The organism is Nocardioides sp. Root190, assembly GCF_001428565.1.
Lineage (GTDB): Bacteria > Actinomycetota > Actinomycetes > Propionibacteriales > Nocardioidaceae > Nocardioides.
The window spans coordinates 391,836-416,232 of record NZ_LMIA01000009.1 but is presented as its reverse complement, the minus strand read 5'-3'; the positions used below and the strand labels follow the sequence as shown (position 1 = coordinate 416,232).

The 24,397-nt window shown below is 70.8% G+C and carries 25 protein-coding genes; 15 read left to right on the top strand and 10 right to left on the bottom strand.

Annotated elements, in window-relative coordinates; all coding sequences use genetic code 11:
* The first annotated feature begins 31 nt into the window (after positions 1-31).
* Positions 32-883, top strand: a complete 852-nt coding sequence (locus tag ASE01_RS11755) for a 3-methyladenine DNA glycosylase (RefSeq protein ID WP_235535958.1) — start codon at positions 32-34, stop codon at positions 881-883.
* 107 nt (positions 884-990) lie between these two features.
* Here ASE01_RS11755 and ASE01_RS11750 read toward each other — a convergent pair whose 3' ends face one another.
* Positions 991-1,245 carry a hypothetical protein gene (locus ASE01_RS11750; protein WP_056751387.1) on the bottom strand — a complete coding sequence of 85 codons (255 nt, stop codon included), beginning with the start codon at positions 1,243-1,245 and terminating at the stop codon, positions 991-993.
* Positions 1,246-1,709: 464 nt separating this feature from the next.
* Here ASE01_RS11750 and ASE01_RS11745 point away from each other — a divergent pair, with 464 nt between their 5' ends.
* Positions 1,710-2,966 (top strand): HNH endonuclease signature motif containing protein, encoded by a 1,257-nt coding sequence (locus ASE01_RS11745; RefSeq protein WP_056751385.1) that lies wholly within the window; start codon positions 1,710-1,712, stop codon positions 2,964-2,966.
* A gap of 132 nt (positions 2,967-3,098) precedes the next feature.
* Here ASE01_RS11745 and ASE01_RS24400 read toward each other — a convergent pair whose 3' ends face one another.
* From ASE01_RS24400 to ASE01_RS11735, 3 genes are all read right to left on the bottom strand, one after another.
* Positions 3,099-3,239, bottom strand: a complete 141-nt coding sequence (locus tag ASE01_RS24400) for a hypothetical protein (RefSeq protein ID WP_157537286.1) — start codon at positions 3,237-3,239, stop codon at positions 3,099-3,101.
* 129 nt (positions 3,240-3,368) lie between these two features.
* Positions 3,369-3,593 carry a hypothetical protein gene (locus ASE01_RS11740; RefSeq protein ID WP_056751382.1) on the bottom strand — a complete coding sequence of 75 codons (225 nt, stop codon included), beginning with the start codon at positions 3,591-3,593 and terminating at the stop codon, positions 3,369-3,371.
* 44 nt (positions 3,594-3,637) lie between these two features.
* Entirely contained in the window at positions 3,638-4,267 is a 630-nt protein-coding gene (locus ASE01_RS11735) for a TetR/AcrR family transcriptional regulator (protein ID WP_056751379.1), read from the bottom strand.
* 82 nt (positions 4,268-4,349) lie between these two features.
* On the opposite strand from ASE01_RS11735, the gene ASE01_RS11730 reads away from it, so the two are divergent.
* From ASE01_RS11730 to ASE01_RS11720, 3 genes are read left to right on the top strand one after another with little or no spacing between them, the layout of a single operon-like run.
* Positions 4,350-5,288: a patatin-like phospholipase family protein gene (locus ASE01_RS11730; RefSeq protein WP_200958821.1), complete on the top strand. Its 939-nt coding sequence runs from the start codon at positions 4,350-4,352 to the stop codon at positions 5,286-5,288.
* Positions 5,285-6,151 carry an SDR family oxidoreductase gene (locus ASE01_RS11725; protein WP_056751373.1) on the top strand — a complete coding sequence of 289 codons (867 nt, stop codon included), beginning with the start codon at positions 5,285-5,287 and terminating at the stop codon, positions 6,149-6,151. Before ASE01_RS11730 ends, ASE01_RS11725 begins: the two co-directional genes overlap by 4 nt.
* The gene (locus tag ASE01_RS11720; RefSeq protein ID WP_056751370.1) at positions 6,148-7,680 is read left to right on the top strand and encodes a flavin-containing monooxygenase; all 1,533 of its coding nucleotides are present in this window, start codon (positions 6,148-6,150) and stop codon (positions 7,678-7,680) included. Before ASE01_RS11725 ends, ASE01_RS11720 begins: the two co-directional genes overlap by 4 nt.
* Here the strand turns inward: ASE01_RS11720 and ASE01_RS11715 are convergent.
* Positions 7,641-8,993 carry an MFS transporter gene (locus ASE01_RS11715; RefSeq protein WP_056751367.1) on the bottom strand — a complete coding sequence of 451 codons (1,353 nt, stop codon included), beginning with the start codon at positions 8,991-8,993 and terminating at the stop codon, positions 7,641-7,643. The two genes, ASE01_RS11720 and ASE01_RS11715, sit on opposite strands and share 40 nt — an antisense overlap.
* A 148-nt stretch (positions 8,994-9,141) precedes the next feature.
* Here ASE01_RS11715 and ASE01_RS11710 point away from each other — a divergent pair, with 148 nt between their 5' ends.
* Entirely contained in the window at positions 9,142-10,023 is an 882-nt protein-coding gene (locus tag ASE01_RS11710; RefSeq protein ID WP_157537284.1) for a helix-turn-helix transcriptional regulator, read from the top strand.
* 18 nt (positions 10,024-10,041) lie between these two features.
* Here the strand turns inward: ASE01_RS11710 and zwf are convergent, their stop codons facing one another.
* Entirely contained in the window at positions 10,042-11,487 is a 1,446-nt protein-coding gene (zwf, locus tag ASE01_RS11705; RefSeq protein ID WP_056752178.1) for a glucose-6-phosphate dehydrogenase, read from the bottom strand.
* Between the two features lie 70 nt (positions 11,488-11,557).
* Positions 11,558-12,049 (bottom strand): TetR family transcriptional regulator, encoded by a 492-nt coding sequence (locus ASE01_RS11700; RefSeq protein WP_082605997.1) that lies wholly within the window; start codon positions 12,047-12,049, stop codon positions 11,558-11,560.
* 115 nt (positions 12,050-12,164) lie between these two features.
* Between ASE01_RS11700 and ASE01_RS11695 the strand changes: the two genes are divergently transcribed.
* Genes ASE01_RS11695 through bioD form a run of 7 tightly spaced genes read left to right on the top strand, consistent with a single transcriptional unit; the run spans position 12,165 to position 18,436 of the window.
* A complete protein-coding gene (locus tag ASE01_RS11695; protein WP_056751358.1) occupies positions 12,165-12,728 on the top strand; it encodes a biotin transporter BioY in 564 nt (187 codons plus the stop codon).
* The gene (locus ASE01_RS11690) at positions 12,725-13,426 is read left to right on the top strand and encodes an energy-coupling factor ABC transporter ATP-binding protein (RefSeq protein ID WP_056751355.1); all 702 of its coding nucleotides are present in this window, start codon (positions 12,725-12,727) and stop codon (positions 13,424-13,426) included. The genes ASE01_RS11695 and ASE01_RS11690 overlap by 4 nt, the downstream gene beginning before the upstream one ends.
* A gap of 3 nt (positions 13,427-13,429) precedes the next feature.
* Positions 13,430-14,041 (top strand): energy-coupling factor transporter transmembrane component T family protein, encoded by a 612-nt coding sequence (locus ASE01_RS11685; RefSeq protein WP_056751352.1) that lies wholly within the window; start codon positions 13,430-13,432, stop codon positions 14,039-14,041.
* Positions 14,042-14,100: 59 nt separating this feature from the next.
* Positions 14,101-15,297: a biotin synthase BioB gene (gene bioB, locus ASE01_RS11680; protein WP_056751349.1), complete on the top strand. Its 1,197-nt coding sequence runs from the start codon at positions 14,101-14,103 to the stop codon at positions 15,295-15,297.
* Between the two features lie 9 nt (positions 15,298-15,306).
* Complete coding sequence (gene bioA / locus ASE01_RS11675; protein ID WP_056751345.1) at positions 15,307-16,602, top strand: adenosylmethionine--8-amino-7-oxononanoate transaminase; 1,296 nt, start codon at positions 15,307-15,309, stop codon at positions 16,600-16,602.
* A complete protein-coding gene (locus ASE01_RS11670; RefSeq protein WP_056751340.1) occupies positions 16,599-17,726 on the top strand; it encodes an 8-amino-7-oxononanoate synthase in 1,128 nt (375 codons plus the stop codon). The genes bioA and ASE01_RS11670 overlap by 4 nt, the downstream gene beginning before the upstream one ends.
* Complete coding sequence (gene bioD, locus ASE01_RS11665; protein ID WP_056751337.1) at positions 17,723-18,436, top strand: dethiobiotin synthase; 714 nt, start codon at positions 17,723-17,725, stop codon at positions 18,434-18,436. The genes ASE01_RS11670 and bioD overlap by 4 nt, the downstream gene beginning before the upstream one ends.
* A gap of 128 nt (positions 18,437-18,564) precedes the next feature.
* Here bioD and ASE01_RS11660 read toward each other — a convergent pair whose 3' ends face one another.
* Both ASE01_RS11660 and ASE01_RS11655 read right to left on the bottom strand, forming a co-directional pair.
* Entirely contained in the window at positions 18,565-19,989 is a 1,425-nt protein-coding gene (locus tag ASE01_RS11660) for an amidase (RefSeq protein WP_056751334.1), read from the bottom strand.
* Positions 19,990-20,010: 21 nt separating this feature from the next.
* Positions 20,011-20,565 carry an NAD(P)H-dependent oxidoreductase gene (locus tag ASE01_RS11655; protein WP_056751332.1) on the bottom strand — a complete coding sequence of 185 codons (555 nt, stop codon included), beginning with the start codon at positions 20,563-20,565 and terminating at the stop codon, positions 20,011-20,013.
* A 98-nt stretch (positions 20,566-20,663) separates the two neighbouring features.
* Between ASE01_RS11655 and ASE01_RS11650 the strand changes: the two genes are divergently transcribed.
* Together ASE01_RS11650 and ASE01_RS11645 are read left to right on the top strand one after the other, a co-directional pair.
* Complete coding sequence (locus ASE01_RS11650) at positions 20,664-21,272, top strand: TetR/AcrR family transcriptional regulator (protein ID WP_056751330.1); 609 nt, start codon at positions 20,664-20,666, stop codon at positions 21,270-21,272.
* Between the two features lie 10 nt (positions 21,273-21,282).
* Positions 21,283-22,719, top strand: coding sequence for a hypothetical protein (locus ASE01_RS11645; protein WP_056751326.1), 1,437 nt, complete (start codon positions 21,283-21,285; stop codon positions 22,717-22,719).
* Positions 22,720-22,723: 4 nt separating this feature from the next.
* Here ASE01_RS11645 and cimA read toward each other — a convergent pair whose 3' ends face one another.
* Positions 22,724-24,340, bottom strand: coding sequence for a citramalate synthase (gene cimA / locus ASE01_RS11640; RefSeq protein ID WP_056751323.1), 1,617 nt, complete (start codon positions 24,338-24,340; stop codon positions 22,724-22,726).
* Between the last annotated feature and the right edge of the window lie 57 nt (positions 24,341-24,397).

The window sequence follows — 24,397 nt, the reverse complement described above, 5'->3', positions numbered from 1 at the left end:
CGACGAGAGTATCGACCTACGCTTGCTCGTCGTGAATGCGGAGGAATGGACGAAGCGCGCCACGGCCCACGCCGCGCGCATCGACGCCTACGTCTCACCCCACCTCGCTCGCCGCGAGACGCAGGTCAAGCACCCGGTCCTCGACTTCCTCTTCACCTACTACTCCTATCGGCCGGCACAGCTGCGGCGCTGGCACCCGGGGTACGGCGTGGGGCTGGCCGATGCGGAGGAGTACGCCGCACTCAAGGGCTACGGGCCCGACGGCGCCGTCACGACGACGTACGTCGCCAGCCAACGGCCCCTGCTCACCGCCCTGCACCGGCTCCTGAAGGCGACCGCCGGGCGCGCGCCCCACCTCGGCTGCTTCGGACTGCACGAGTGGGCGATGGTCTACCGGCTGGCGGAGGACGAGACCCGGCACGCAGACTGGCCGTTGCGGCTGGGCCCCGACGGCACCGACGAGGTGGTCGAGGGCCACCGGATCGCCTGCTCGCACTTCGACGCCTACCGCTTCTTCACCACACCCGCGCGGCCGTTGAACACCCTGAGCCCGGGCCGCGACGATCGTCCGGAGTTCGAGCAGCCGGGCTGCCTGCATGCCGGGATGGACCTCTACAAGCACGCCTTCCGCCTCTCCCCCATGATCTCCTCCGACCTCGTGGCCGACTGCTTCGAGCTCGCCTGGGACATCCGCACCCTCGACATGCGCGCGGCGCCGTACGACCTCGCGGATCTCGGCTTCGAGCCGGTGCGGATCGAGACGGCGGAGGGCAAGGCGACGTACGCCGAGGCGCAGCGCGGCTTTGCCGAACGGGGTGCGCCGCTGCGGGCGAGGCTGATCGCGGAGTGCGAACGGCTGCTGGGAGTCCGCGCCGCTCAGTAGCGCGCGCTTGGTCCCGCAACCACCAGCGCGGCGATCAGGTCCAAGTGCCGGCGATCGCGACGACGATCGACCTCGCTCACAATGGCAAGGCCTGCTGGCTGACCCACTCAGGCCTCTCCGCGAGCCGCGGGAACGGCACCGACGCTCGAGTCGGTCGGATCCTGGAGAAGCTCACAGAAGTCGGCGGCGGTCAGCTCGCGCAGCTGCTTCTCCCACCAGTCGACCTCCCACCACATCTCCCATGGGCGTGTGAAATGGGCGGTGGTGACGACCGCGCCATCGGTGCGACGGATGACGTGAACGGTGCCGGGGTGCTTGAACATCGCGACGTGGAATCCCAGCGTCCCGAGGTAGCGGAGCACGAGGGTGACGCAGAAGAGGGCCCGCTTCCACGACGGCGGCTCGACATAGTCGACCCGCAGCGCGAACCACTGCCCGGCCGGCCAGTTCTCGCGTTTCGCGAGATCACCTCACGATCGTAGGACTCGCATCCATGCCCGTTGGTCGAGCAGTCCCTGCCATCGTTGGTCGAGGAGGCCGCCCGCGGCCGGCTCGAGACCCCTGGCCGTGCTGCCGGGAGCCGCCCGTCGGCTGCGGTCGATCGGTGATCCCGTTCCGAAAGGGCAGCGACGAGGAGGTACGGCGGAGGGCGGGTCGCGCTGTCGTGGCCCGTTGGTCGAGGAGGCCGTCCGCGGCCGTCTCGAGACCCGGTGACCCGGTGCCGGAACCAGCCACCGTTGGTCGAGGAGGCCGCCCGCGGTCGTCTCGAGACCGGGTGACCCGGTGCCGGAACCAGCCACTCCCCATCCTCTGGTCCAATACTCGTATGAACACGCCGGTGCTCGAGGACATGACCAGGACCGAGGTCCTGGACTACGCCGAGTCCGAGCACGCCCACCGTTTGCAGGCTGAGCGCAACCTCGTGGCGGCCGCGTACCAGTGGGCGATGCTGCACCACCCCGACCGTGCCGCGTCCGTCTCGAAACGTGCCCGCGACCGCGCAATCCCGGCAGGCGCGGCCGGGACACCGTTGGTCACGGAGTACGCCGCATCAGCGTTCGCGGCACGCATCCAGACGTCTCCGTACGGGGCGAAGAAGCTGATCGCGGATGCCGTCGACATCCACCACCGCCTCCCCCGACTCGCGGCGGGGTTGAAGGCAGGGACCACCCGGTCCGGGCACGCCCGCCGCGTCGCGGAAGCGACCCGGGAGCTCACCGAAGCCCAAGCCGCGTGGGTCGACGCCGAGGTCCACGGGGTCGACGCCGAGGTCCACGAGATCACCGACGGGCGCCTGGCGTGGTCCCGGTTCCTCGCGGTCCTGGACGGCAAGGTCGCCGCCGCCTCACCCGAGCTCGCCCAGACCAAGGAACACGCCGCCTCACTCGAGCGCGGGATCCGGATGAGCCGGATCAACAAGCACGGTGTCGCGACCCTGACCATCCGCGACCACATCACGACCCTGATGGCCACCGACATCGCCATCACCGCAGTCGCCAAAGCACTCGAAGCCCGGATGCCTGCGGTTGATCTGCGTGAACGCAAGCTCGCCGCGTTCGCGCTGCTGACCAACCCCGAAGCCCACCTCGACCTCGGTGTGGGACCGATCAAGCCGACGGTCAGGATCGACCTGCACCTGACACCCGACTCCGAGATCGCCCGGATGGAGGACCACGGACCCGTCACCGTCGCGTGGGCGAGGCAGATGATCGCCCACGTCGCCGGCCACGTCACCGGGCAGGTCACCGTCCTTCCGGTGATCAACCTCGCCAACCAGGCACCCGTGGACGCCTACGAGATCCCCGCCGCCATGCGACAAGCAGTGCACCTCATCCACGGCGGCGACATCTTCCCCTACGCATCGAACACCACCCGCCGGGTCGACCTCGACCACAACCTTCCCTACTCAGAAGGCGGGAAGACCGAAGCCGGGAACCTCGGCCCGATGACCCGCACCCACCACCGGATCAAGACCGTGGGAGTGTCGACAACCCTTCCCCGGGATCATCCTCTGGCGAGATCCCCACGGGGCCCACTACCTGGTCGATGCGACCGGAACCCGCAAGCTCACGACACCTCGTGAGCCATTCCGACCACGCCCCGACCTCTACTTCAACACCGAGCTCACCCTCGACGACGCAGCCTGATCAGGACAGCGCAGCGACGCCGTCGTACATGCGGCGCGCAGGTAGCCGCAGCGCACACCGTGCTCGAGTTACTCCGCCGTCAGCGGTGCGGTGAGCTCGAACAGGTCGAGCACCTTCTCGCGCATCGCATCGTCGATGCCGACTGCTTCGAGCTCGCCTGGGACATCCGCACCCTCGACATGCGCGCCTCGCCGAACGGGGCGCGCCACTGCGCCAGCGGCTGGTCGAGGAGTGCGAGCGGCTGCTCAGCGCGCTGTGACAGCCGCCGGCTCAGTCACGGGTGAAGAGCCCGATCACGGCTGCCACGATGCCCGCCTGAACAGCAACTTGCTCGCCCCTCAGTCTCCCTTGACACGGCGCCCCGGCTCTTGGGGGCCATGACGCAGACGACGGACCAGCGCCGCGACGGCAATGCCCACCATCGCCACACCGCCGAGCAACGCGGGGACCGGGCCACCCCGGTTCCAGTAGTCCGCGTCAGCACGAGCATCGCGCAGCTCCGAGAGTCCGAACAGCATGAGCACGCCACCCGTCACCAATGACAATGCGATCGTCCGGAACATCCGTCGATCGAGGGCAGCGCTCGGGTCCCGATAGCGCCTCGACCTCACCCCGCAGCGATGCCGTCGTACATGACCGCACGAATCGCGGCACTCAACCGCGCCTGCCGTTGCGGTGTCGGGTCGCGCAGCGCGGCGAGGACGGAGCCGAGGATCATGCCGTTGATCGCCTGGGCGGTCGGCTCGACGTCGAGGTCGGCGCGCAGGTAGCCGCAGCGCACGCCGTGCTCGAGGTACTCCGCCGTCAGCGGTGCGGTGAGCTCGAACAGGTCGAGCATCTTCTCGCGCATCGCGTCGTCGATGCCGGCGGCGGAGAGCAGCAGGAGCGGCACGCGCGGGTCCTCGCTGAAGATCCGCGCCAAGCCTTCGCCGATGCGCGCCGACTGGGCGCGGTAGCCCTCGAGGGTGTCGACCGCGTCAGGCGCGTTCTCGGCGCCGAGGGTGGCGATGATCCGCTCGATCAGCTCGTCGATGACGTTCTCGACGATGTCGCGCTTGTTCTCGAAGTACCGGTAGAAGGTGCCGTGGCCGATGCCGAGGCGTGCGGCGATGTCGGCGATCCCGGTGGAGTGGTAGCCCTGGTCGGCGAAGCACGTGAAGGCAGCATCGATGATGTCGCGCCGCGTCTCGGCCTTGCGCCGTTCGAGTCGCGAGAGGCCCGCATCCACCGTGGTCATGACAGCAGAGCCTATTGCAGAACTCCAGAACTGACGATACGTTCCGTTTCTGACAATCCATTCCGTTTTGCCGGGAGGCTCCATGGGACGCGCTTTGGTGATCGGGTGCGGCGGCACACTGGGGTTCGCCTGGACGGCTGCGGTGCTGGCCGAACTGGAGCGACAGGGCTGGGATCCGCGCACGGCGGACCTCCTCGTCGGTACGTCGGCCGGCGCTGAGCTGGTCGCCCTGCTCGGCGCCGGGATCAGCGGCTCCGCCATCGACGGCGCCTCCGATCCGCGGGTCGCCGCGCACCTCAGCGCCCCGTCGGCGCCGCGCAGCACGCCCGGCCTGCCCCGCCCCTCCTTCCCGGGGCTCGGCCTCACCCGCGCCGCTCTTGCCCGCCGCACCGACCTGCTCGCCGGACTCGCCGGGCTGCTCCCCCGCGGCAACGGTGACGCCGGCTGGCTGAGGGAGCTCGGCGAGTCCCTCGCCGATGCCGACGGCTGGGTCACGCACCCGGACACCTGGCTGGTGGCCGCCGATGCCCGCACCGGAGAACGCCTCCCGCTCGGCCGCTCCGACGCACCACGAGCCCACCTCGGTGCCGCGATCGCAGCCTCCTGGGCGATCCCCGGCTGGTTCCCGCCGGTGGAGATCGACGGACGACCGCTGCTGGACGGCGGCAGCATCTCCCCCACCTCGGCCGACCTGCTCCTGCCGGAGATCGCGAGCGGCCGGATCGACGAGGTCGTCATCGTGGCGCCGATGTCGAGCCACGGAGGCGCGCCCGGCCGCGGCCTGGCCCGTGCCGAACGCCTCCTGCGCCATCCGATGACCCGACGCCTCGACCGCGAGATCGCGGCGATCCGGGCCGCAGGTGCGCGGGTGTCCCGCATCGAGCCCACCCCCGCCGACCTGGCCGCCATGGGCGCCAACTTCATGGATGCCTCACGCCTCGAACTGGTCCGCGAGACCGCCCGCCAACACGCCACCTCACTCGTCCCCCGACGCCTGAAGACCCTGGAGCCCACACGATGACCCGCCCCACCCGGATCGACCTCGACGGCGCACACGTCGTCATCACCGGCGCAGCACGCGGCATCGGCCGCGCCACCGCCGAGGCCTTCATCGCCCGCGGCGCCCTGGTCTCGATCGGCGATCTCGACCTCACCGTGGCCCGGGCGACCGCCGAGGAGATCGGCGCGAGCGCTCACCACCTGGACGTCGCCGACACCGCGTCGTACGACGCCTTCGTGAGCGCCGCCGAGGCCGAGCACGGCCCCGTCGACGTGCTGGTCAACAACGCCGGCGTGATGCCGTCCGGCGCCTTCCTCGAGCAGACGTCCGCGACCGACCGACTCACCATGGAGGTCAACGTCCACGGCGTGCTGAACGGGATGCGGCGGGTCCTGCCCGGCATGGCCGAGCGCCGCCGCGGCCACGTCGTCAACATCGCCTCGCTGGCCGGCAAGTTCCCGGTCCCCGGACTCGCGGTCTACAACGCCAGCAAGTTCGCGGTCGTCGGCCTGACGGCGGCGAGCCGGCTCGAGCTCGCGCCGTACGGCGTGACCCTCACCGCGGTCCTGCCCTCAGCCGTCGACACCGACCTGGCCTCGGGCTTCGACATGCGACCGATCCCCAAGGTGGCGCCGGAGGAGATCGCAGCCGCCGTCGTCGGTTCGGTCCGCAACCGGGCCGCCGAGATCCCTGTGCCTCGCTACGTCGGAGCGCTGGCCGTCGGCACCCAGCTCTTGCCGGTCCCGGTGCTCGACCGCGTCCGCAAGGTCGTGCGCGGCGACCGCGCCCTGCACCCCGACCACACCGCACGCGCCGCCTACGACGCCCGCCTCGCCGAGGCCGTCCATGACGACCGGAACACCTCCACCGGGAGCAACCGATGAGCAAGCGCACCAACAGGACCCCCGCCACCCACGTCCACGACGCCGTCATCGTCGGCGCCGGCTTCGGCGGCATGGGGGCCGCCATCCAGCTCAAGCGGTCCGGGTACGACGACCTGGTGATCCTCGAGCGGGAGGACGATCTCGGCGGCACCTGGCACGTCAATCGCTATCCCGGTCTGGCCGTGGACATCCCGAGCTCGACGTACTCCTACTCCTTCGAGCCCAACCCCCACTGGTCGCGACTGTTCGCCCCGGGCTCCGAGCTCAAGGCCTATGCGACCCACGTCGCGGACAAGTACGACCTGCGCCGCCACATGCGCTTCGACACCGTCGTGAACGGCGCCCGCTGGGACGAGGAGTCCTCGACCTGGCACGTCACGCTGCACGGCGGCGAGACCGTCGTCGGCCGGTTCCTGCTGACCGCGACCGGCTTCCTCTCCCAGCCGAAGCTGCCCGACATCGCCGGCGTCGAGGAGTTCGCCGGGGACGTCATGCACACCACGCGGTGGGACGACGACATCGACCTGGTCGGCAAGCGGGTCGGCATCATCGGCACCGGCGCGACCGCCGTCCAGCTCATCCCCGAGCTCGCGAAGGTGGCCGACCACCTCACCGTCTACCAGCGCACCCCGATCTACGTGAGCCCGAAGCTGGACGGTCCGGTTCCAGGCGTCGTGCGCGGCACGTTCGCGAAGGTGCCGCTCACCCAGAAGGCGACCCGCCTGGTCGGGAGCACGATCCTCGAGCTCCTGATGGTCGCGGGCGTCCTGCACTTCCGGGACCTGCCGATGGCCAACCAGATCGGCAAGCGGGTCTGCGAGCGCCACCTGCGCAGCCAGGTCAAGGACCCCGAGCTGCGGGCGAAGCTCACCCCCGACTACGACTTCGGCTGCAAGCGCCCGACCTTCAGCAACACCTACTTCCCGACCTTCACCAGGCCCCACGTCGACCTCGAGACGACGACGATCGACCACGTCGACGCCAGCGGCATCGTGACCGCGGACGGCAACCGGGTGGACCTCGACGTGCTCGTCCTCGCGACCGGCTTCAACCTGTGGGACGTGAACTTCCCCGCCATCGAGATCATCGGCCGCGAGGGCCGCGACCTCGGCAAGTGGTGGCGCGAGACCCGGTTCCAGGCCTACGAGGGCATCACCATGCCGAAGTTCCCGAACTTCTTCTCCCTCAACAGCCCGTACTCCTACTCGGGCCTGTCGTACTTCACGACGATCGAGACACAGATGGCCCACATGTCGCGGGTGCTCGAGGCGATGTCGACGAACGGGGCCGACGTCGTGGAGGTCACCGAGGAGGCCAATGACGCCTTCCTGGACCGGATGACCGGCCTCCTCGGCAACTCCGTGTTCAGCGCGGGCAGCTGCTCGACAGCGCGCAGCTACTACTTCAACCAGCACGGCGAGGCCGTGCTGCTGCGGCCGACGTCCACCCTCTCGGCGCACCGCCAGGCGGTGCGCTTCCCTCTTGAGGACTACACCTTCACGGCGGGCGGCACGCTCGCCGCGTCCTGATCCGACACTCCCTCGTCCATCGACCGGTGCCGGGTCTCGGCCATCAGCAGCACGCACACCACGCTGAGCGCGCCGAACCCGGCGAGCATCCAGCCGATCGCGGAAGTGTTGCCGGCCTCGGCGAAGTCGGAGGCGAGGTACGGCGCCGTACCTCCGCCGATGACGCCGGCGAGGTTGTAGGCCATGCCTGCGCCGGTGTAGCGGTACTCGGTGCGGAACATCTCGGGCAGCATCGCGCCGGCCGGGCCGTAGGACACCGCGAAGATGGCGAGGGTGCCGAAGAGGCCGATCGCGAACGCCGTGCCGGTGCCGTGGTCGAGGATCGGGAACAGCGCGAAGCCCCACGGGATCGAGAGCAGGCAGGACACGAGGACGACCTTGCGGCGGCCGAACCGGTCGCTGTAGACGGCCGAGAGCGTGATCATGATCCCGAACACGACCGCGCCGACGACGCCCATCGTCAGCACGCTCGCCCGGGAGAGTCCGATGACCGTCGTGCCGTACGACGTCAGGAACGCCGTACCGACGTAGAAGAACGCGAACAGCATCGCCAGCGAGCCACCGCCGAGCAGGATCTCGCGCCACTGGTGCTTCAGGGCGGCCGCCAGCGGACCCTGGGTGTCGGCGCGGGTGCGCGAGGACTCCCGGAACATCGGGGTCTCCTCGACCTTCAACCGCACGTAGAGGCCGACCAGCACGAGCAGGGCGCTGGCGACGAAGGGTACCCGCCAACCCCACTCGACGAACGCCGGGCTGGTCTCGCCGACGAGCCGGTTCACGAGCAGGAAGGTGCCGCTCGAGAGCGCGAAGGCGATGGCAGGGCCGAGCTGCGGGAACGCGGCGTACAGGCCGCGCTTGTTCGGCGGCGCGTACTCCGCCGCGAGCAACGTGGCGCCGGCCCACTCCCCGCCGACGGCCAGGCCCTGCAGGAAGCGCAGCACCACGAGCAGGATCGGTGCCGCGACGCCGATGGTGGCCGCGCTCGGCAGGAGCCCGATGGCCACGGTGGCCGCTCCCATCAGGAGCAGCGTGCTGATCAGGGTCCGCTTGCGACCGAGCCGGTCGCCGAAGTGACCGAAGCCGATCGCCCCGAGGGGTCGGGCCACGAACGCCACCGCGAAGGTCGCAAAGGACGCCACGCTCGCCGCCGAGTCGCCCAGGGCGGGGAAGAAGACCGTCGGGAACACCAGCGCGGCGGCCGTCCCGTAGATGAAGAAGTCGTAGAACTCGATGGTGGTCCCGGCGCAGCTCGCGAAGGCAACGCGGCGCATGGTGGGCGGCGCGGTGGCCCGGCGGGTCGAGAGGTCGGTCATGGATCAGCTCCTCAGTGGTTGTGCGTGCCGCCGAGTGTGAGCCGGGACACATCGACGGCGAACCCCCGAAGGAGGTGGTCCCTCCCAAAGGAGGTAGCCGGGTCGGCTCCGGATTGCCGGTGTGACCGGTGTCACCTACCGTGGAGCCATGGTTCTCGATGTCGCGCGAGAGGCGCCGTACGACGGCAGCCGGCTCGTGCGCACCCTCGGCGAGTTCCGCGCGATGGGACACAGCGACGTCGCCTTCGGCGGACCGGTCAACACCAGCGCCGCCGCCATCGACATCACCGGCCTGCACAACACCAACACCCGCTCCCTGCAGGGTCTGCGCGTCCGCACCGGTCACGGCCTCGGCGGCAAGGCACTGCTGATCGGGCGGCCGGTGTCGGTCACCAACTACTACGACGCACGCGGCATCACCCATCAGTACGACGCACCGGTGCGGGCCGAGCAGCTCGAGACGGTCACGGCACTGCCGATCGTGGTCGACCGCGCCCCGCGCATGGTCGTCTACCTCGCCCACCGGGCCCAGGTCGTGCTCGGCGACGTCTGGTACGACGCCTTCCTGCCCCTCGTGCGCCGGGTCGAGCGCGAGATCGCCGTCGACGACGAGGTCCGTCGCCGGATGGTGTCACTGGGTGGGATGCTGCTGCCGACCGCCGCTCCGCCGGAGGTCCGGCTCACCCGCTCCGACCTGCGCGACATCTCCGACGAGCTCGCCGACCTCGCCGCGCTGGTCCAGGACGACGCCCTGCGCGCCCGCCTCGAGGACGTGCGCAGCAGGGTCGAGAGCGGCCGCACACCGCAGCCGACGACGGCACGAGCGCCCGCGCCGATCGGCCTCGCCGCCCGCGAGATCGATGTCCTGGCGCAGGTCGCCCTCGGTCAGAGCAACCGCGAGGTCGCGGCCTCGCTCGGCCTGGTCGAGAGCACGGTGAAGTCGTACCTCAAGAACGCCATGCGCAAGCTGCACGCCAGCAACCGCGTGCACGCCGTGCGTTTGGCCCGCGAGGCGGGCGCGATCGACTGACGCCCGCCCCGACGGGACTCAGCCCATCGCGTTCGGATCCCTCCACTGCCGCTCGAACGGCAGCCGCCAGGCATAGGGCGCGATGAGCTGGTGGATCTGGTTGGGACCCCAGCTGCCCTGCCGGTAGGGGCGCACGACGGGCGGGTTCTCGAGCAGGGGCGCCGAGACCTCCCACAGCCGCTCGATGCCCTCGGCCGAGGTGAACAGGGTCTGGTCGCCGCGCGCGGCGTCGTAGATCAGCCGCTCGTAGGCCTCGAGCACCGATCCCGCCCAGGTGGTGTCGCCCATCGCGAACTGCATCGACAGCTTGTCGAGCTTCATCCCCGGTCCGGGCCGCTTGCCGTAGAAGGACAGCGACATCTTGGCCTTGTCGGCGAGGTCGAAGGTCAGGTGGTCGGGGCCGTGCTCCCCCACTCCCGAGTTCTTCGGGAACATCGACTTCGGGGGCTCCTTGAAGGCGATCGAGATGATCCGTGCCCCCTCGGCCAGCCGCTTGCCGGTGCGGAGGTAGAACGGCACGCCGGCCCAGCGCCAGTTGTCGATGTAGCACTTCAGCGCGATGAAGGTCTCGGTCTCCGACTCCGCCGCGACGCCCGGGATGTCGCGGTAGCCCTGGTACTGACCCCGGACCACATCGGCCGGATCGATCGGCAGCATCGACCGGAAGACCTTGTTCTTCTCCTCGTTGATCGCGTGCGGCGTCAGCTCGGTCGGCGGCTCGAGGGCGATGAAGGCCAGCACCTGGAAGAGGTGCGTGACCACCATGTCCTTGTAGGCACCGGTCGACTCGTAGAAGTTGGCGCGCTGGTCGAGACCCAGCTCCTCGGGGATGTCGATCTGGATGTGGTCGATGTTGTTGCGGTGCCAGATCGGTTCGAAGAGGCCGTTCGCGAAGCGGAACGCCAGGATGTTCTGCGCGGCCTCCTTCCCGAGGAAGTGGTCGATCCGGTAGATCTGCGACTCGTCGAAGGTCTGGTGGAGCTCGGCATTCAGCGCGCGGGCCGATGCGAGGTCGACCCCGAACGGCTTCTCCATGATGATCCGGCTGCCCTCGACCAGGCTCGCCTCGTCGAGGGTCTTCACGACCGACAGGGCTGCCTTGGGCGGCACGCTGAGGTAGTGCAGCCGCACCCGGTCACCCGGACGTCCCGCCTCGGCCTTCTCCACCGCGGCGCGCAGGCCGGACGGGCCCTCCGCCCCGGGAGCCCAGTGCAGCAGCGGCGCGAACTCCGGCCAGGCCGCCATGTCGTTGTCGTCGCCCGAGAACTCCTTGACGGCGTCGAGCACGAACGCGGCGAACGACTCCTGGGTGTGGTCGTCGAGCGAGGTGCCGATGACCTGCAGGTCGGGGAGCAGGCCGGTCTCGAACAGGTGCAGGAGCCCGGGAAGGAGCTTGCGTCGAGCGAGGTCACCGGTCGCCCCGAACAGGACCACCGTCACCGGCTTCTGGGTCTTCGCTGCCATGTCGTCCACAGTGCCTCCTCGGTGTTACCTCCACGATAACGAGAGGCGACAGGCACCGGTCACCGGCAGGTCAGGCGATCCGCGCCCGCAGCCCGTCGAGGACCAGGCTGAGTCCCAGGTGGAAGTCGTCGGCCTCGTCGTCCTGGTGGGCCAGCACGAACCGCACCAGGCTCCGGGCGCCGACCCGGGCGAGCTGGTCGTCCGCACCGGCACGCGTCAGGGCCGCGCGCAGGGGCTGTTCCAGCGCCTCGCCGTCGGAGCGGTGCACCTGCGCGATCAGGGCGGCACCGTCACGGTGGCGCAGCATCGCATCGCGCAGTCCGACGCAGAGCAGGCTCAGCTCCGCGTCCCAGGTGACGATCTCGTTGGGCCGCCGGCCGCGCTGCAGCACCTCGTCGGCCACGGCCTGCAGCAACGCGTCCTTGTTGACGAAGTGGTGGTAGAGCGCGCCGGGCTGCACCCCGAGGTCGGCGGCGAGCCGTCGCATGGAGAGCGCGTCGAGACCGTGGGCGTCCAGGACGCCGATCGCCCGCTCGACCACATCGGCCCGCCGGTACCTCACCTGCCCACTCCCTCCCGCGCTCCGCACGGCACTTTGACCGTCGTACGACGGCAAGCCTAACCTGAACACCGTTCAGGCCGCGCTCCGCGCGCCTCCCCCGCTCGAGAGTGACCCGATGACGCGCCGCACCCCCACGACCGATGTCGCCCTGATCGCCGGATTCGCCGCGCTGATCGCCGTCTGCGCGATCCTGCCCGACATCAAGACCGGCGTCGGCATTCCCTACTCGCTGCAGACGCTCGGCGTGCTGCTCACCGGTGCCGTGCTCGGTCCGGTGCGCGGCTTCCTCTCAGTGATGCTCTACCTGGCGGCCGGCCTCGTGCTGCCGATCTACTCGGGTGGCGCGTCCGGCGTCTCGCACTACAGCGGCGTCACCGCGGGCTACCTGGTGGCCTTCCCGCTGGCGGCCACGCTCTGCGGCTACCTCGTCTACCGCAACCGGCACAACGCCACCCAGTTCACCTTCGTCTTCACCTGCGGACTGCTCAGCAGCTTCCTGCTCGTCCACACGCTCGGCCCGCTCAACCTCGCCTGGCGCGCGGACCTGAGCCTCAAGGAGGCGTTCAGCTACGACGCCGCCTACTTCCCCGGCGACATCGCGAAGAACGTTGTGATGGCACTCGTCGCGACCGCCGTGCACCGCGCCTTCCCCGACCTCGCCGCCCGCCGCGAGAAATGAGCCGGATCGAGTTCGACGGGGTCGTCGTCCGGGCCGTCACGCCCGGTGGCCCGGTGCCGGAGATCACTGTCGTCCAGGAGACGACGCTCGACCTCACCGAGCAGCGGATCGCCCTGATCGGACCCAACGGCTCGGGCAAGTCGACCCTCGCCCGGTTGGTGAACGGACTGGTCGAGCCGACAACCGGCCAGGTGCTGGTCGAGGGACTCGACGTGGCGAAGAAGGGCCGCGAGGTACGTCGCCGCGTCGGCTTCGTCTTCACCGACCCGACCGCCCAGCTGGTGATGCCGACCGTCATCGAGGACATCGCCCTCTCGCTGCGTCACCAGGTCCGCGGACGCGAGGAGCGTGCGGCGGCTGCGCGGAACGTGCTGGCGTCGTACGGACTGGAGGAGCTGGCCGAGCGCAGCGTCCACACCCTCTCGGGCGGTCAACGCCAGCTGCTCGCCATCGCCGGGGTCCTCGCGACCGATCCGGCCGTGCTGGTGGCCGACGAGCCGACGACGCTCCTCGACCTGCGCAACTCCCGCAAGATCGGCGACCTGCTGCTGGGGCTGTCCCAACAGCTCGTCCTCGCCACCCACGACCTCGACCTCGCACTGCGCTGCGACCGTGCCCTGCTCGTCGACCAGGGCGCGGTCGTCGCCGACGGCAGCCCTGCCGAGGTCGTCGCGCACTACCGCCGAACGGCAGGCTGAGGCGTGGGATTCAGCCCGATCGGCGAGTACCGCCCCGGCACCTCGGTCCTGCACCGGTTGCCGGTCGGGACCAAGCTGCTCGGGCTGGTCGTGCTGAGCATCCTCGCCGTCGCCTTCCGGGGCGTGCCGACGACCTCCGCGCTGCTCGGGCTCGCGGTCATCGGCTGCGTCGTCGGCGGCGTACCGGTGCGCCGGGCGGCACGCAGCCTGCGCGGCATGCTCGTCGCGATGGTCTTCCTGGCGGCGTACCAGACCTGGCAGCGTGGCCCGGAGCGCGCGTACGTCGTCGTCGGCGCCCTCGTCGCCCTGCTGCTGCTCGCCACGGTCTTCACCACCACGACCCAGGTCGAGCGGATGATCGACGCGATCACCCGGTGGCTGGAGCCCTTCCGCCGCTTCGGCGTCCGGCCCGAGCTGGTCGCGCTCGCGTTCTCCCTGATGATCCGCGGCATCCCGCTGACCCTCGAGATCGCCGCCGAGACCCGGGACGCCGCGCGCGCCCGGGGACTGGACCGCAACCCGCGGGCCTACCTCACCCCGCTGGTGATCCGGGTCGTCGCGCACGCCCGGGCGACCGGTGACGCGCTGCACGCCCGCGGTATCGGCGACGACTGATACGCTCTGACCTGAACACTGTTCAGTTCGAGCCGACAGTCACTGCCGCGAGGAGCACCATGACCACCCACTTCGACGAGCTGGCCACCCGGATCCTGGGCGGCGACACCGCCACCGAGGCCGACGCGCTCGCCGTGCTCCGGGCTCCCGACGTCGACCTGATGTTCCTCGTCGCCGCGGCCGGTCGCCTGCGCCGCGCGCACTTCGGCAACACGGTCAAGGTCAACTACCTGGTCAACCTCAAGTCCGGCCTGTGCCCCGAGAACTGCAACTACTGCAGCCAGGCGATCGGCTCCGAGGCGCCCATCCTGAAGTACTCCTGGCTCTCCACGGACGACGCCCTCAAGCAGGCCGGCGCCGGACTCGCCGGTGGCGCCAGCCGGGTCTGCATGGTCTCCTCGGGCCGCGGCCCCTCGAACCGTGACATCGACAAGGTCGTCGAGATGACCGAGGCGCTCAAGGACGAGTACGACGGCGTCGAGGTCTGCGCGTGCCTCGGGCTCCTCAAGGACGGCCAGGCCGAGCGGCTCAAGGCCGCAGGAGTCGATGCCTACAACCACAACATCAACACCGCCGAGTCCAACCACGACAACATCGTCCAGACCCACACCTACGACGACCGCGTCGACACCATCGGCAAGGCGAAGTCCGCCGGCCTGTCCCCCTGCTCGGGCCTGATCGCCGGGCTGGGTGAGAGCGACGAGCAGCTCGTCGAGGCGCTCTTCGCCCTCAGGGAGCTGGGTTCCGACTCGATCCCGGTCAACTTCCTGATGCCCTTCGACGGCACGCCGTACGAGAACACCTGGGAGCTCTCCCCCACCCGCTGCGTGAAGATCCTCGCGATGGCGCGCTTCGTGTGCCCCGACAAGGAGATCCGCATCGCCGGTGGTCGCGAGATGCACCTGCGCACCCTGCAGGCGACCGCCCTGCACGTCGCGAACTCGCTCTTCCTCGGCGACTACCTCACCTCCGAGGGCCAGGACGCCAAGTCCGACCTCGAGATGATGCGCGACAACGGCTTCGTGATCCTCGGCCAGGAGAACGCCTTCAACGACGGCACCTTCGACGACGTGTTCAACGCGCCGTCCCGCGCCGCTGCAGCCCACGCCGTCGCGACCACGCCGTGCGGCTCGGCCAGCACCGGCTGCGGCACCAGCTGTGGTGGCTGCTCGGCCGGGCTCTCGGACGGGGCCGACGACCACAAGCCGGTCATCCGCCAGCGCGGCGCCGGCACCGAGGTCCCCGCGAACGCCTGAGGTCCTGCGATGAGCGCCACGACTGCCGGCGAGCTGCTCTCGTTCGACCGCGAGCACCTCTGGCATCCCTACACGTCGATGACCGAGCCGACGCCGGTGCGACTGGTGACGGGAGCGACGGGCGCGCGCCTCACCCTCGGCGGCGAGCACGACGGCCGCGAGGTCGTCGACGGCATGTCGTCGTGGTGGTCCGCCATCCACGGGTACGCCCACCCCGCGCTCGACGCGGCACTGGTCGCGCAGGCAGGCCGGTTCTCGCACGTGATGTTCGGCGGCCTCACCCACGAGCCGGCGGTCGAGCTCGGCCGCCGACTCGTCGACATCACCCCGGAGCCGCTCGAGCGGGTCTTCCTGGCCGACTCCGGCTCGGTGTCGGTCGAGGTCGCGATGAAGATGGTGCTGCAGTACCAACGCGGGAGGGGACGTCCCGACCGGACCCGGATGCTGACCGTGCTCGGCGGCTACCACGGCGACACCTTCGACGCGATGAGCGTGACCGACCCGGTCGGCGGGATGCACTCGATGTGGCAGGGCCTGCTGCCCCCGCAGGTCTTCGCGCCACGTCCCCCCGGGGCCGGTGCCGCCGCGGATGAGATCGCTGCCTGGGCGACGACACTGCGTCACGTCGCCGACCAGCACCACCACGAGCTGGCGGGCATCATCGTCGAGCCGCTGCTCCAGGGCGCCGGCGGGATGTGGCCCTACCCGGAGTCCTGCCTGCAGGTGTTCCGCGAGATCGCCGACGAGCACGGACTGGTGCTGGTCTTCGACGAGATCGCGACCGGTTTCGGCCGCACCGGGCACCTCTTCGTCAGCGACCTCGTCACCCCGGACATCCTCTGCGTCGGCAAGGCGCTCACCGGCGGCTACCTGACCCTCGCCGCCGTGATCACCACGGACGCGGTGGCTCGCGGGATCTCCGCGAGCGAGTCCGGCGTGGTCATGCACGGCCCGACCTTCATGGGCAATCCGCTGGCCTGCGCGGTCGCGTCGGCATCGATCGACCTGCTGCTCGCCGAGGACTGGACCTCGACCGTGCACCGGATCGGCGACCGGTTGTCGGCCGGGCTGGAGCCGCTGCGCATCCTTCCGGGCGTTCGTGACGTCCGCACCATCGGAGCGGTGGGCGTCGTACAGCTCGACCACGAGGTGGACGTCGTCGCCGCGACCGGGGCGGCGATCGAGGCCGGTGTCTGGCTCCGGCCGTTCCGCGATCTCGTGTACGCGATGCCGCCGTACGTCATCAGCGACGACGAGCTCGACGTGCTCGTCACCGGAATCGGAGCGGCGGTGCAGGCCGGATGAGCCAGTGGGAGACGTGGCTGGCGGCCGAGGCCGTCACCCGTGAGGACGCCGGGCTGACCCGACAGCTGCGGGCACGTCCGGCCGACGACGCGACGATCGACCTCGCCGGCAACGACTACCTCGGGCTCGCCCGCGACCCCGCCGTACGACGGGCAGCGTCCGAGGCTGCACTGGCGTGGGGCGCCGGAGCCAGCGCGTCCCGACTGGTCACCGGCACCATCACGCTGCACGCCGAGCTCGAGGACGAGCTCGCCGACCACCTCGAACAGCCCGCGGCACTGGTCTTCTCGACCGGGTACCACGCCAACCTGTCGGTCGTGTCCGCGCTGGCAGACCGCTCCACCCGGGTCGTCTCCGATGCGCACATCCACGCCTCCCTGGTCGACGCGGTCCGGCTGTCGCGGGCGCAGCTGTCGGTCGTGCCGCACAGCGACGTCGACGCGGTGCGCGCTGCTCTGGCCGCGGCCGAGGCCGCCGGCGAGCGGGCGATGGTCCTCGTCGAGTCGGTCTACTCCGTGCTCGGCGACGCCGCTCCGCTGGTCGAGCTGGCCGCCCTGTGCCAGCAGTACGACGCCCTGCTGGTCGTCGACGAGGCCCACGGCGTCGGCGTCCACGGCCCCGGCCTGGTCACCTCGCTCGGGCTGGCCGGGCTCCCGCACGTCCTCGTCACGGCCACCCTGTCCAAGTCGCTGGGCAGCCAGGGCGGCGCGGTCCTGGGGTCGCTCGCGGTGCGCGAGCACCTCGTCAACCGGGCCCGGCCGTTCATCTTCGACACCGGCCTGGCCCCGGCCGCTGCGGCGGGGGCGCTGGCCGCGCTGCGCGAGATGCGGTCCCGGCCGGACCTGGCCGCCACGGTGCGCTCCCGGGTCGCTGACCTCGCCGACGCGCTGGGCGTGGTCGCGCCCGCCGGCGCCGTGCTCTCGGTCTCCATGTCGTCCCCGCAGGCCGCTGTCGCCGCGCAGGCCGCAGCCCTCGAGGCGGGCCTCCGGGTCGGCTGCTTCCGGCCACCCTCGGTGCCCGATGGCATCTCCAGGCTGCGCATCACCGCCACCGCAGGCGTCCCGGACCACGACTGGGCGCACGCCGTCCGGACCCTCGTCGCACTCGTCAAGGAGCACCAGTGAGCAGGGTCGTCGTGGTGACCGGCACGGACACCGGCGTCGGCAAGACGATCGTCACCGCCGCCCTCGCGGCACGCGCCGTCGACAACGGCGAACGCGTGCTCGTGGTGAAGCCGGTGCAGACCGGCGTCGGCGGCCCCGACGCCGACCCGCACGACGTCGCAACCGTCGCCGGGCTGACGGGCGTGGACGTGGTCGAGCTCGTGGCGCTCGACGAGCCACTCGCACCCGACACCGCAGCCCGCCGGCAGGGCGTGGCGATCCCGACCGTCCGGGAGCACGTCTCGCGGATCCGCGACCTGCTCACCTCCGGCTACGACCTCGTCGTCGTCGAGGGCGCCGGCGGCCTGCTGGTCCGGCTCGACGCCGACGGCGGCACCCTGCTCGACGTCGCCCGCGACCTCACCTTCGCGCTGCGGCGTCGTACCGACGAGGGCATCTCCTCACCCGTCGAGGTGGTGGTCGTGTGCCGTGCCGGACTCGGCACCCTCAACCACACCGAGCTCACCGTCACCGCCCTGCGCGCGGTCCAGGTGGAACCTGCGGGGCTCATCATCGGCGCGTGGCCCTCCGACCCCGGTGTCGCCGAGACCTGCAACCGCACCGACCTGACCCGCCTCACCGGCGTACCCCTCCTCGCCGTGGTCCCCGAAGGTTCCGGCTCCTTGGACCGCCCCACCTTCCTCGCCTCCGCCCCGGGCTGGTTTTCCTGACGAAGTGCGGGCTTTTCTCCCGCGAAGTGCGTGGTTTTCTCCATCGAGGTGCGGCGACTTCTCCTGCGGACGACGCACCTCGGTGGAGAGACCGACGCACTTCGGCGGAGAAAACCACGCACTTCGCGCTACCACAGAGGCGGGCGGAGGTCCTTCCACGGCGCGGTGGCCTCGACCTGGGCGGCGAGGGAGAGCAGCAGCTCCTCCTCGGCCGGGCGGGCCGCGAGCATCACCCCGACCGGCAGGCCCTCCGGGGTCTGGTGCAGCGGGAGCGAGATGGCGGGCATGCCGGTGACGTTCCAGGCCGAGGTCCACGGCGTGAAGCGCTTCTGTGCCTCGAAGTCGGCGGCCGGGTCGGCGTCGTCGCGGATCGCGCCGACGGGGAGCGGCGGGGCGGCCAGGGTCGGCGTGAGCACGATGTCGTACGGCGCCAGGGTCACCAGCGCCTCCCCGGCGATCCGGCGCAGCTGACCGATCGCCAGGCCGAACTCGGGGCCCGAGACGGCCTCGCCCCGCTCCCCCAGCCACCGGGTCAGTGGACGCAACAAGGCGCGCTGCTCGTCGGCGAGCGGCGCGGTCGACAGGGCGGTCAGCACCGACCAGCAGGCCTCGAAGGCCGGCACCGCCTCGGGCGGGATCGGGACGCCGATGTCCTCGATCGAGTGGCCGAGGGAACCCAGCAGGGTGCGTGCCCGCTCGTAGGCGGTCCGGACCTCGGGGTGGACCTCGACCTCGGCGATCACGGGAGCCGAGAAGCAGGCGATCCGGAGCCGGCCGGGATCGCGGCCCACCGCGGACAGGAAGGTGCCCGACGGCGCCGGCGCCCAGGCCGGGTCGCCCGCGCGGCGGCCGGCGAGCACGTCGAGCATCGCGGCCGCGTCGCCGACGGTGCGGGCGATCGAGCCCGACACGGCCAGGCCGACCGGGTCGCCGTACATCGGGAAGCCGCTGATCCGTCCGCGGGTGGGCTTGAGTCCGACCAGTCCGCAGCAGGAGGCCGGGATCCGGATCGAGCCGCCCCCGTCCGAGCCCTGCGCGACGGGCACCAGGCCGGCGGCGACGGCCGCCGCGGCACCGCCCGAGGAGCCGCCCGCCATCCGGGTGGTGTCCCACGGCGTCACCGCGGGAGGTCGCCCCTCGGGCTCGGTGTAGCAGGGGGAACCGAACTCGGGCGTGCTGGTCTTGCCGAGGCTGACCATCCCGGCGTCCTCCAGGGACAGCGTGATGCTGTCGGACACCTCGGGCACGTGGTCGGCGAAGACCGCCGAGCCGAAGGACGTCGGCACGCCCTTGGTGAGGTTGAGGTCCTTGATCGCCGACGGTACGCCGGCCAGCGGCGAGGCGCCGTCGCCCACCGGTCCGACCGCAGCGACCGCCCGGGCCCGCTGGCGCGCGGCGTCGGGGTCCAGGAAGGCGAACGCGCCGTCGACGTACTCCCGGGGGAGACGCGCGGCGCGTTCGAGATAGTGCTCGGTCAGCTCGACGGGGCTGATCTCGCCGGAGCGGATCAGGGCGCCCTGCTCGAGGGCGGTCAGGTCGTGGAGTTCGGCCACGACCTGACCCTACTCAGTCGATCAGGCAGCGGAGACGGCCGGCGCGAACTCCGTCAGCCGGGCCAGGGCGTCGAGCAGCTTGGCCCGGACGTCGGCGTCGGTGGTCGGGTCGACCTCGATGGCGGACTGGGAGACGGTGACGTCCTCGACGACGACCGCGCCGGCGATTCCCGCGGAACGCACGGTGTCGGCGTGGGCCCACTTGCCGCCGTACGGCGTGGGGGTGGCGCCGACGACGCCGAACGGCTTGCCCACGATCGCGCCGGCGCCGTAGGGGCGCGAGAGCCAGTCGATGGCGTTGTTGAGCACGGCCGGCATGGTGCCGTTGTACTCCGGCGTGACGGCGAGGACACGGTCCGCACCGGCCACGCGCTGGCGCAGCGCAACGGCAACGTCAGGCGCGTTGTCGGCGTCCAGGTCCTCGTTGTAGAACGGAATCTGGTCGAGGCCGGCGATGATGTCGAGCTCGACACCTTCCGGCGCCTCGGCCTTGAGGATCTCGGCGAGCTTGCGGTTGAGGGAGTCGGCACGGAGGCTGCCGACGAGCACGGCGACGCGAGTGGTGGTGTCAGTCATGAGGGCTGAAACGGACCGTGGTCCGCTTTCATTCCCGACCGCCGACTTTCTTTCTGTGCCGGACGGTCGTGGGTACGCCGACCTAGGGTTGTCGCACCATGTCCCAACCCCTCCTCCCCCTGCTCTCGACCGCTCCGGTCGAGCGGCGCGACGCCGCGCGCAACCGCGTCGCGCTGCTGGAGGCGGCGGCCGAGCTGATGGGCGGCTGCGGGGTCGAGGTGCTGACCATGGAGGCGGTCGCCGCGAAGGCGGGCGTGGGCAAGGGAACCGTCTTCCGGCGTTTCGGCAGCCGCGAAGGACTGATGGCCTCGTTGCTGGACCACCGTGAGGCCGAGTGGCAGGCCGGCGTGATCAGCGGTCCTGCGCCCCTCGGACCGGGCGCACCGCCGATGGAACGACTTCTCGCCTTCGGCGCGTCACGTCTGCGTCTGCACCTCGACCAGGCCGCACTGATCGAGGCTGCCGGGCGCACCTGGGGCGAGAACCCTGCCGTCCTGGGGTTCGCCGCCCTGCACGTCCGGATCCTGCTCGGCGAGCTCGGTGTGACCGGCAATCTCCGCTACCTGGCCACGGCACTGATCGCGCCGCTGAGCGTTCCCATCCTGCGGCAGCAGATCGGGCACGGCTCCATGACCGAGGCCGAGGTGCTCGCCGGCTGGGAGGAGCTCGTCCGCCGAGTTGCCCCGCAGGACGGCGTCATCACCTAAGGTCCTGCGCGTGACCGATTCCTACGCGCCCCCCACCGCGCGGAACCGCCGCCGCAAGCCCCTCCTCCTCGGGCTGGCTGCCCTGCTGCTCATCAGCGCCGGCGCCACCGCCGGCGTGTGGTGGACCCAGCGTGGGCCGGACATCCCCGACGAGTGGGACGCGCGCGTCCAGCCCTACGTCGACATCGTCGAGAAGCAGCGCGGGCTCGAGTTCGAGCACCCGGTCCACGTCGACTTCCTGAGCGAGGCGGCCTTCCAGAGGGAGGTCACCTCCGAGGAGTCCGAGCTCGCCGAGGACGAGCTCGAGGAGATGGAGGACGCCGCCGGCATGATGCGCGCCATCGGGCTGCTGGGCGGCGACGTCGACCTGCTCGACGTGATGAACGACCTCATGGCGGGCGGCGTCATCGGCCTCTACGACCCCGAGGACAAGCGGATCCGGATGCGGGGCACCGAGCTCACCCCGGACGTTCGATCGACCCTCGTCCACGAGCTGACCCACGCACTCCAGGACCAGCACTTCGACCTCGAGGAGAAGCGCGAGCAGTTCGAGGAGGAGGACGACACCAGCGCCTCGGCCGTGTGGGGCGCTCTCCTCGAAGGTGACGCCGACCGGGTCGAGTCAGCATGGGCGGAGTCCCTGCCCGCGGCCGAGCGCAAGGCCGTCGAGAAGGCGCAGAAGACGGCATCCGACAAGGCCACGAAGGACCTCGCGGGGGTCCCGCCCTTCCTGACGACACTGCTCGGCTCGAGGTACGTCTTCGGCACCGGACTGATCGGGCTCACCCTCGAGCTCGACGGCAAGGACGCGGTGAACGGCCTGTTCACGAGCCCGCCGACCAGCGAGGAGGGACTGGTCGATCCATGGATCGCCGCCGCCGACCGGCAGGCAGCCTGGCCCGTCGACCAGCCGGAGGTCCCCGAGGGCGCCAAGAAGCTCGAGTCCGGCACCTTCGGGGCACCGAGCCTGCTCTTCATGCTGGCCGAGCGCATCTCGCCGAAGACCGCGCTCGTCGCGACCGACGGCTGGGGCGGCGACCACTACGTCGCCTACGAGCAGGACGACCGCAGCTGTGTCCGGCTCGACTGGGTCGGCGACAGCCGACGCGACGTCACCGAGCTCACCGCCGCGCTGCGCACCTGGGTCGCCCGTGGGCCCGCGGGAAGCGCGAGCGTGACGTCCGAGGGCCGCGGGCTACGACTGCAGTCCTGCGAGCCGGACGCGAAGGCGCGCCCCGGCACCGGAGGTTCCGAGGCGGCGCTGCAGCTCGTGGCGCTGCGGGCCCAGTTCGCGCAGGAACTGCTGAGGACCGAGACCCCGAAGGAGTTCACCCGCTGCTATGCCGACAACGTCGTCGGTGAGCTGAGCATCGACCAGCTCACCTCGGAGAAGACCTCGCCGGCGCTCCAGCGCAGGCTCGAGCAGCTCGCCCAGCGGTGCGTGTGACGGCTCAGTCGCGTCCGTCCACGTGCTGACGCAGCAGGCCGTAGGTCAGTCCGTCGACCAGCGCCTCGAATGACGCCTCGATCATGTTGGCCCCGACGCCGACGGTGACCCAGGAGGAGACCCCGTCGGTGGTCTCGATGAGCACTCGCGTGATCGCGTCGGTGCCGTGGCCCTGGTCGAGGATGCGGACCTTGAAGTCGATCAGCTCGAACTGTGCGATCTCCGGGAAGGCCTGCAGGATCGCGGTGCGCAGGGCCTGGTCGAGCGCGTTGACCGGGCCGTTGCCCTCGCCGGTGATGACGTAGCGGACCCCGGCAGCGGTGAGCTTCACCGTCGCCTCCGACACCGCCTCCTCCCCCGGCTGTGCGTGGGTGAGCGTCTCGGTGATGACCCGCCAGCTCTCGACGTCGAAGTACGACGGGCGGTGCCCCTCGGCCTCCTCGATCAGCATCAGCTCGAAGGAGGCGTCCGCGGCCTCGAACGTGTAGCCACGCGACTCCATCGCCTTGACCCGGGCCGTCACCCGGTTGACGACGTCCGGGCTGCCGGACAGGTCGAAGCCCAGCTCCTTGCCCTTCAGCTCGATGGAGGCGCGGCCTGCCATCTCGGACACGAGCAGGCGCATGTCGTTGCCGACACCGGCCGGGTCCATGTGCTGGTAGAGGTCGGGATCGATCTTGATCGCGCTCGCGTGCAGGCCCGCCTTGTGGGCGAAGGCCGACGTGCCGACGTACGGCTGGCGGGCGGCCGGGGGCACGTTGGTGACCTCGGCGACGGCGTGGGCGATCCGGGTCGCCTCCCGCAGCAGGCCGGGCGGCAGCACCTGGCGGTCCAGCTTGAGCTCGAGGTTGGCCACGACGTTGACCAGGTCGGCGTTGCCGGTGCGCTCGCCGTAGCCGTTGATGCAGCCCTGCACGTGGGTCGCGCCGGCGTCGACCGCCGCCAGGGTGTTGGCGACCGCGAGGCCGGTGTCGTTGTGGCAGTGGATGCCCACGCGGACGCCGGCGTGCTCGATGACGTCATGGACCACGTCGGAGACCCAGCCCGGGAGCATGCCGCCGTTGGTGTCGCAGAGCGCGATGACCTCGGCGCCCGCGTCGTACGCCGTGCGCAGCACCTCGAGGGCGTAGGCCCGGTCGAGGCGGTAACCGTCGAAGAAGTGCTCGGCGTCGAGGAAGACCTGCTGGCCCTCGGCGCGCAGGTGGCTGACGGTGTCGCGGACCATGGCGAGGTTCTCGGCGGGGGTGGTCCGCAGGGCCTTCTCGACGTGGCCGATGTGGGACTTCGCCACCAGCGTCACGACCCCGGCGCCGCTGTCGCGCAGACCGGCGACCTGCGGATCGTCGGCGGCCATCGCGCCGGCCTTGCGGGTCGAGCCGAACGCCGCGAGCCGGGCGTGCTTGAGGTCGAGCTCGAGCGCAGCGCGCCGGAAGAACTCGGTGTCCTTGGGGTTGGCCCCCGGCCAGCCGCCCTCGATGTAGCCCACACCCAGTCCGTCGAGGTGGCGCGCGATCGCCAGTTTGTCGGCGACCGTCGGGTTCAACCCCTCCTGCTGCATGCCGTCGCGCAGGGTGGTGTCGTAGACGTGGAACGAGCCGTGGAGGTCGAGCTGCTGGGTCATCGGGGGTCTCTCGGTGTCGTGATCCGGGCAAAACAAAAGCCTCCCGAGAACGAGAGG

Coding starts and splice junctions, on each gene's coding strand:
- bioA (WP_056751345.1), top strand. CDS start 15,307: ATGAGCGCCACGACTGCCGGCGAGCTGCTCTCGTTCGACCGCGAGCAC.
- ASE01_RS11650 (WP_056751330.1), top strand. CDS start 20,664: ATGTCCCAACCCCTCCTCCCCCTGCTCTCGACCGCTCCGGTCGAGCGG.
- zwf (WP_056752178.1), bottom strand. CDS start 11,487: ATGGCAGCGAAGACCCAGAAGCCGGTGACGGTGGTCCTGTTCGGGGCG.
- ASE01_RS11655 (WP_056751332.1), bottom strand. CDS start 20,565: ATGACTGACACCACCACTCGCGTCGCCGTGCTCGTCGGCAGCCTCCGT.
- ASE01_RS11735 (WP_056751379.1), bottom strand. CDS start 4,267: ATGACCACGGTGGATGCGGGCCTCTCGCGACTCGAACGGCGCAAGGCC.
- bioB (WP_056751349.1), top strand. CDS start 14,101: ATGACCACCCACTTCGACGAGCTGGCCACCCGGATCCTGGGCGGCGAC.
- ASE01_RS11745 (WP_056751385.1), top strand. CDS start 1,710: ATGAACACGCCGGTGCTCGAGGACATGACCAGGACCGAGGTCCTGGAC.
- ASE01_RS11690 (WP_056751355.1), top strand. CDS start 12,725: ATGAGCCGGATCGAGTTCGACGGGGTCGTCGTCCGGGCCGTCACGCCC.
- ASE01_RS11695 (WP_056751358.1), top strand. CDS start 12,165: ATGACGCGCCGCACCCCCACGACCGATGTCGCCCTGATCGCCGGATTC.
- ASE01_RS11670 (WP_056751340.1), top strand. CDS start 16,599: ATGAGCCAGTGGGAGACGTGGCTGGCGGCCGAGGCCGTCACCCGTGAG.
- ASE01_RS11740 (WP_056751382.1), bottom strand. CDS start 3,593: ATGTTCCGGACGATCGCATTGTCATTGGTGACGGGTGGCGTGCTCATG.
- ASE01_RS11715 (WP_056751367.1), bottom strand. CDS start 8,993: ATGACCGACCTCTCGACCCGCCGGGCCACCGCGCCGCCCACCATGCGC.
- ASE01_RS11720 (WP_056751370.1), top strand. CDS start 6,148: ATGAGCAAGCGCACCAACAGGACCCCCGCCACCCACGTCCACGACGCC.
- ASE01_RS11730 (WP_200958821.1), top strand. CDS start 4,350: ATGGGACGCGCTTTGGTGATCGGGTGCGGCGGCACACTGGGGTTCGCC.
- cimA (WP_056751323.1), bottom strand. CDS start 24,340: ATGACCCAGCAGCTCGACCTCCACGGCTCGTTCCACGTCTACGACACC.
- ASE01_RS11725 (WP_056751373.1), top strand. CDS start 5,285: ATGACCCGCCCCACCCGGATCGACCTCGACGGCGCACACGTCGTCATC.
- ASE01_RS11710 (WP_157537284.1), top strand. CDS start 9,142: ATGGTTCTCGATGTCGCGCGAGAGGCGCCGTACGACGGCAGCCGGCTC.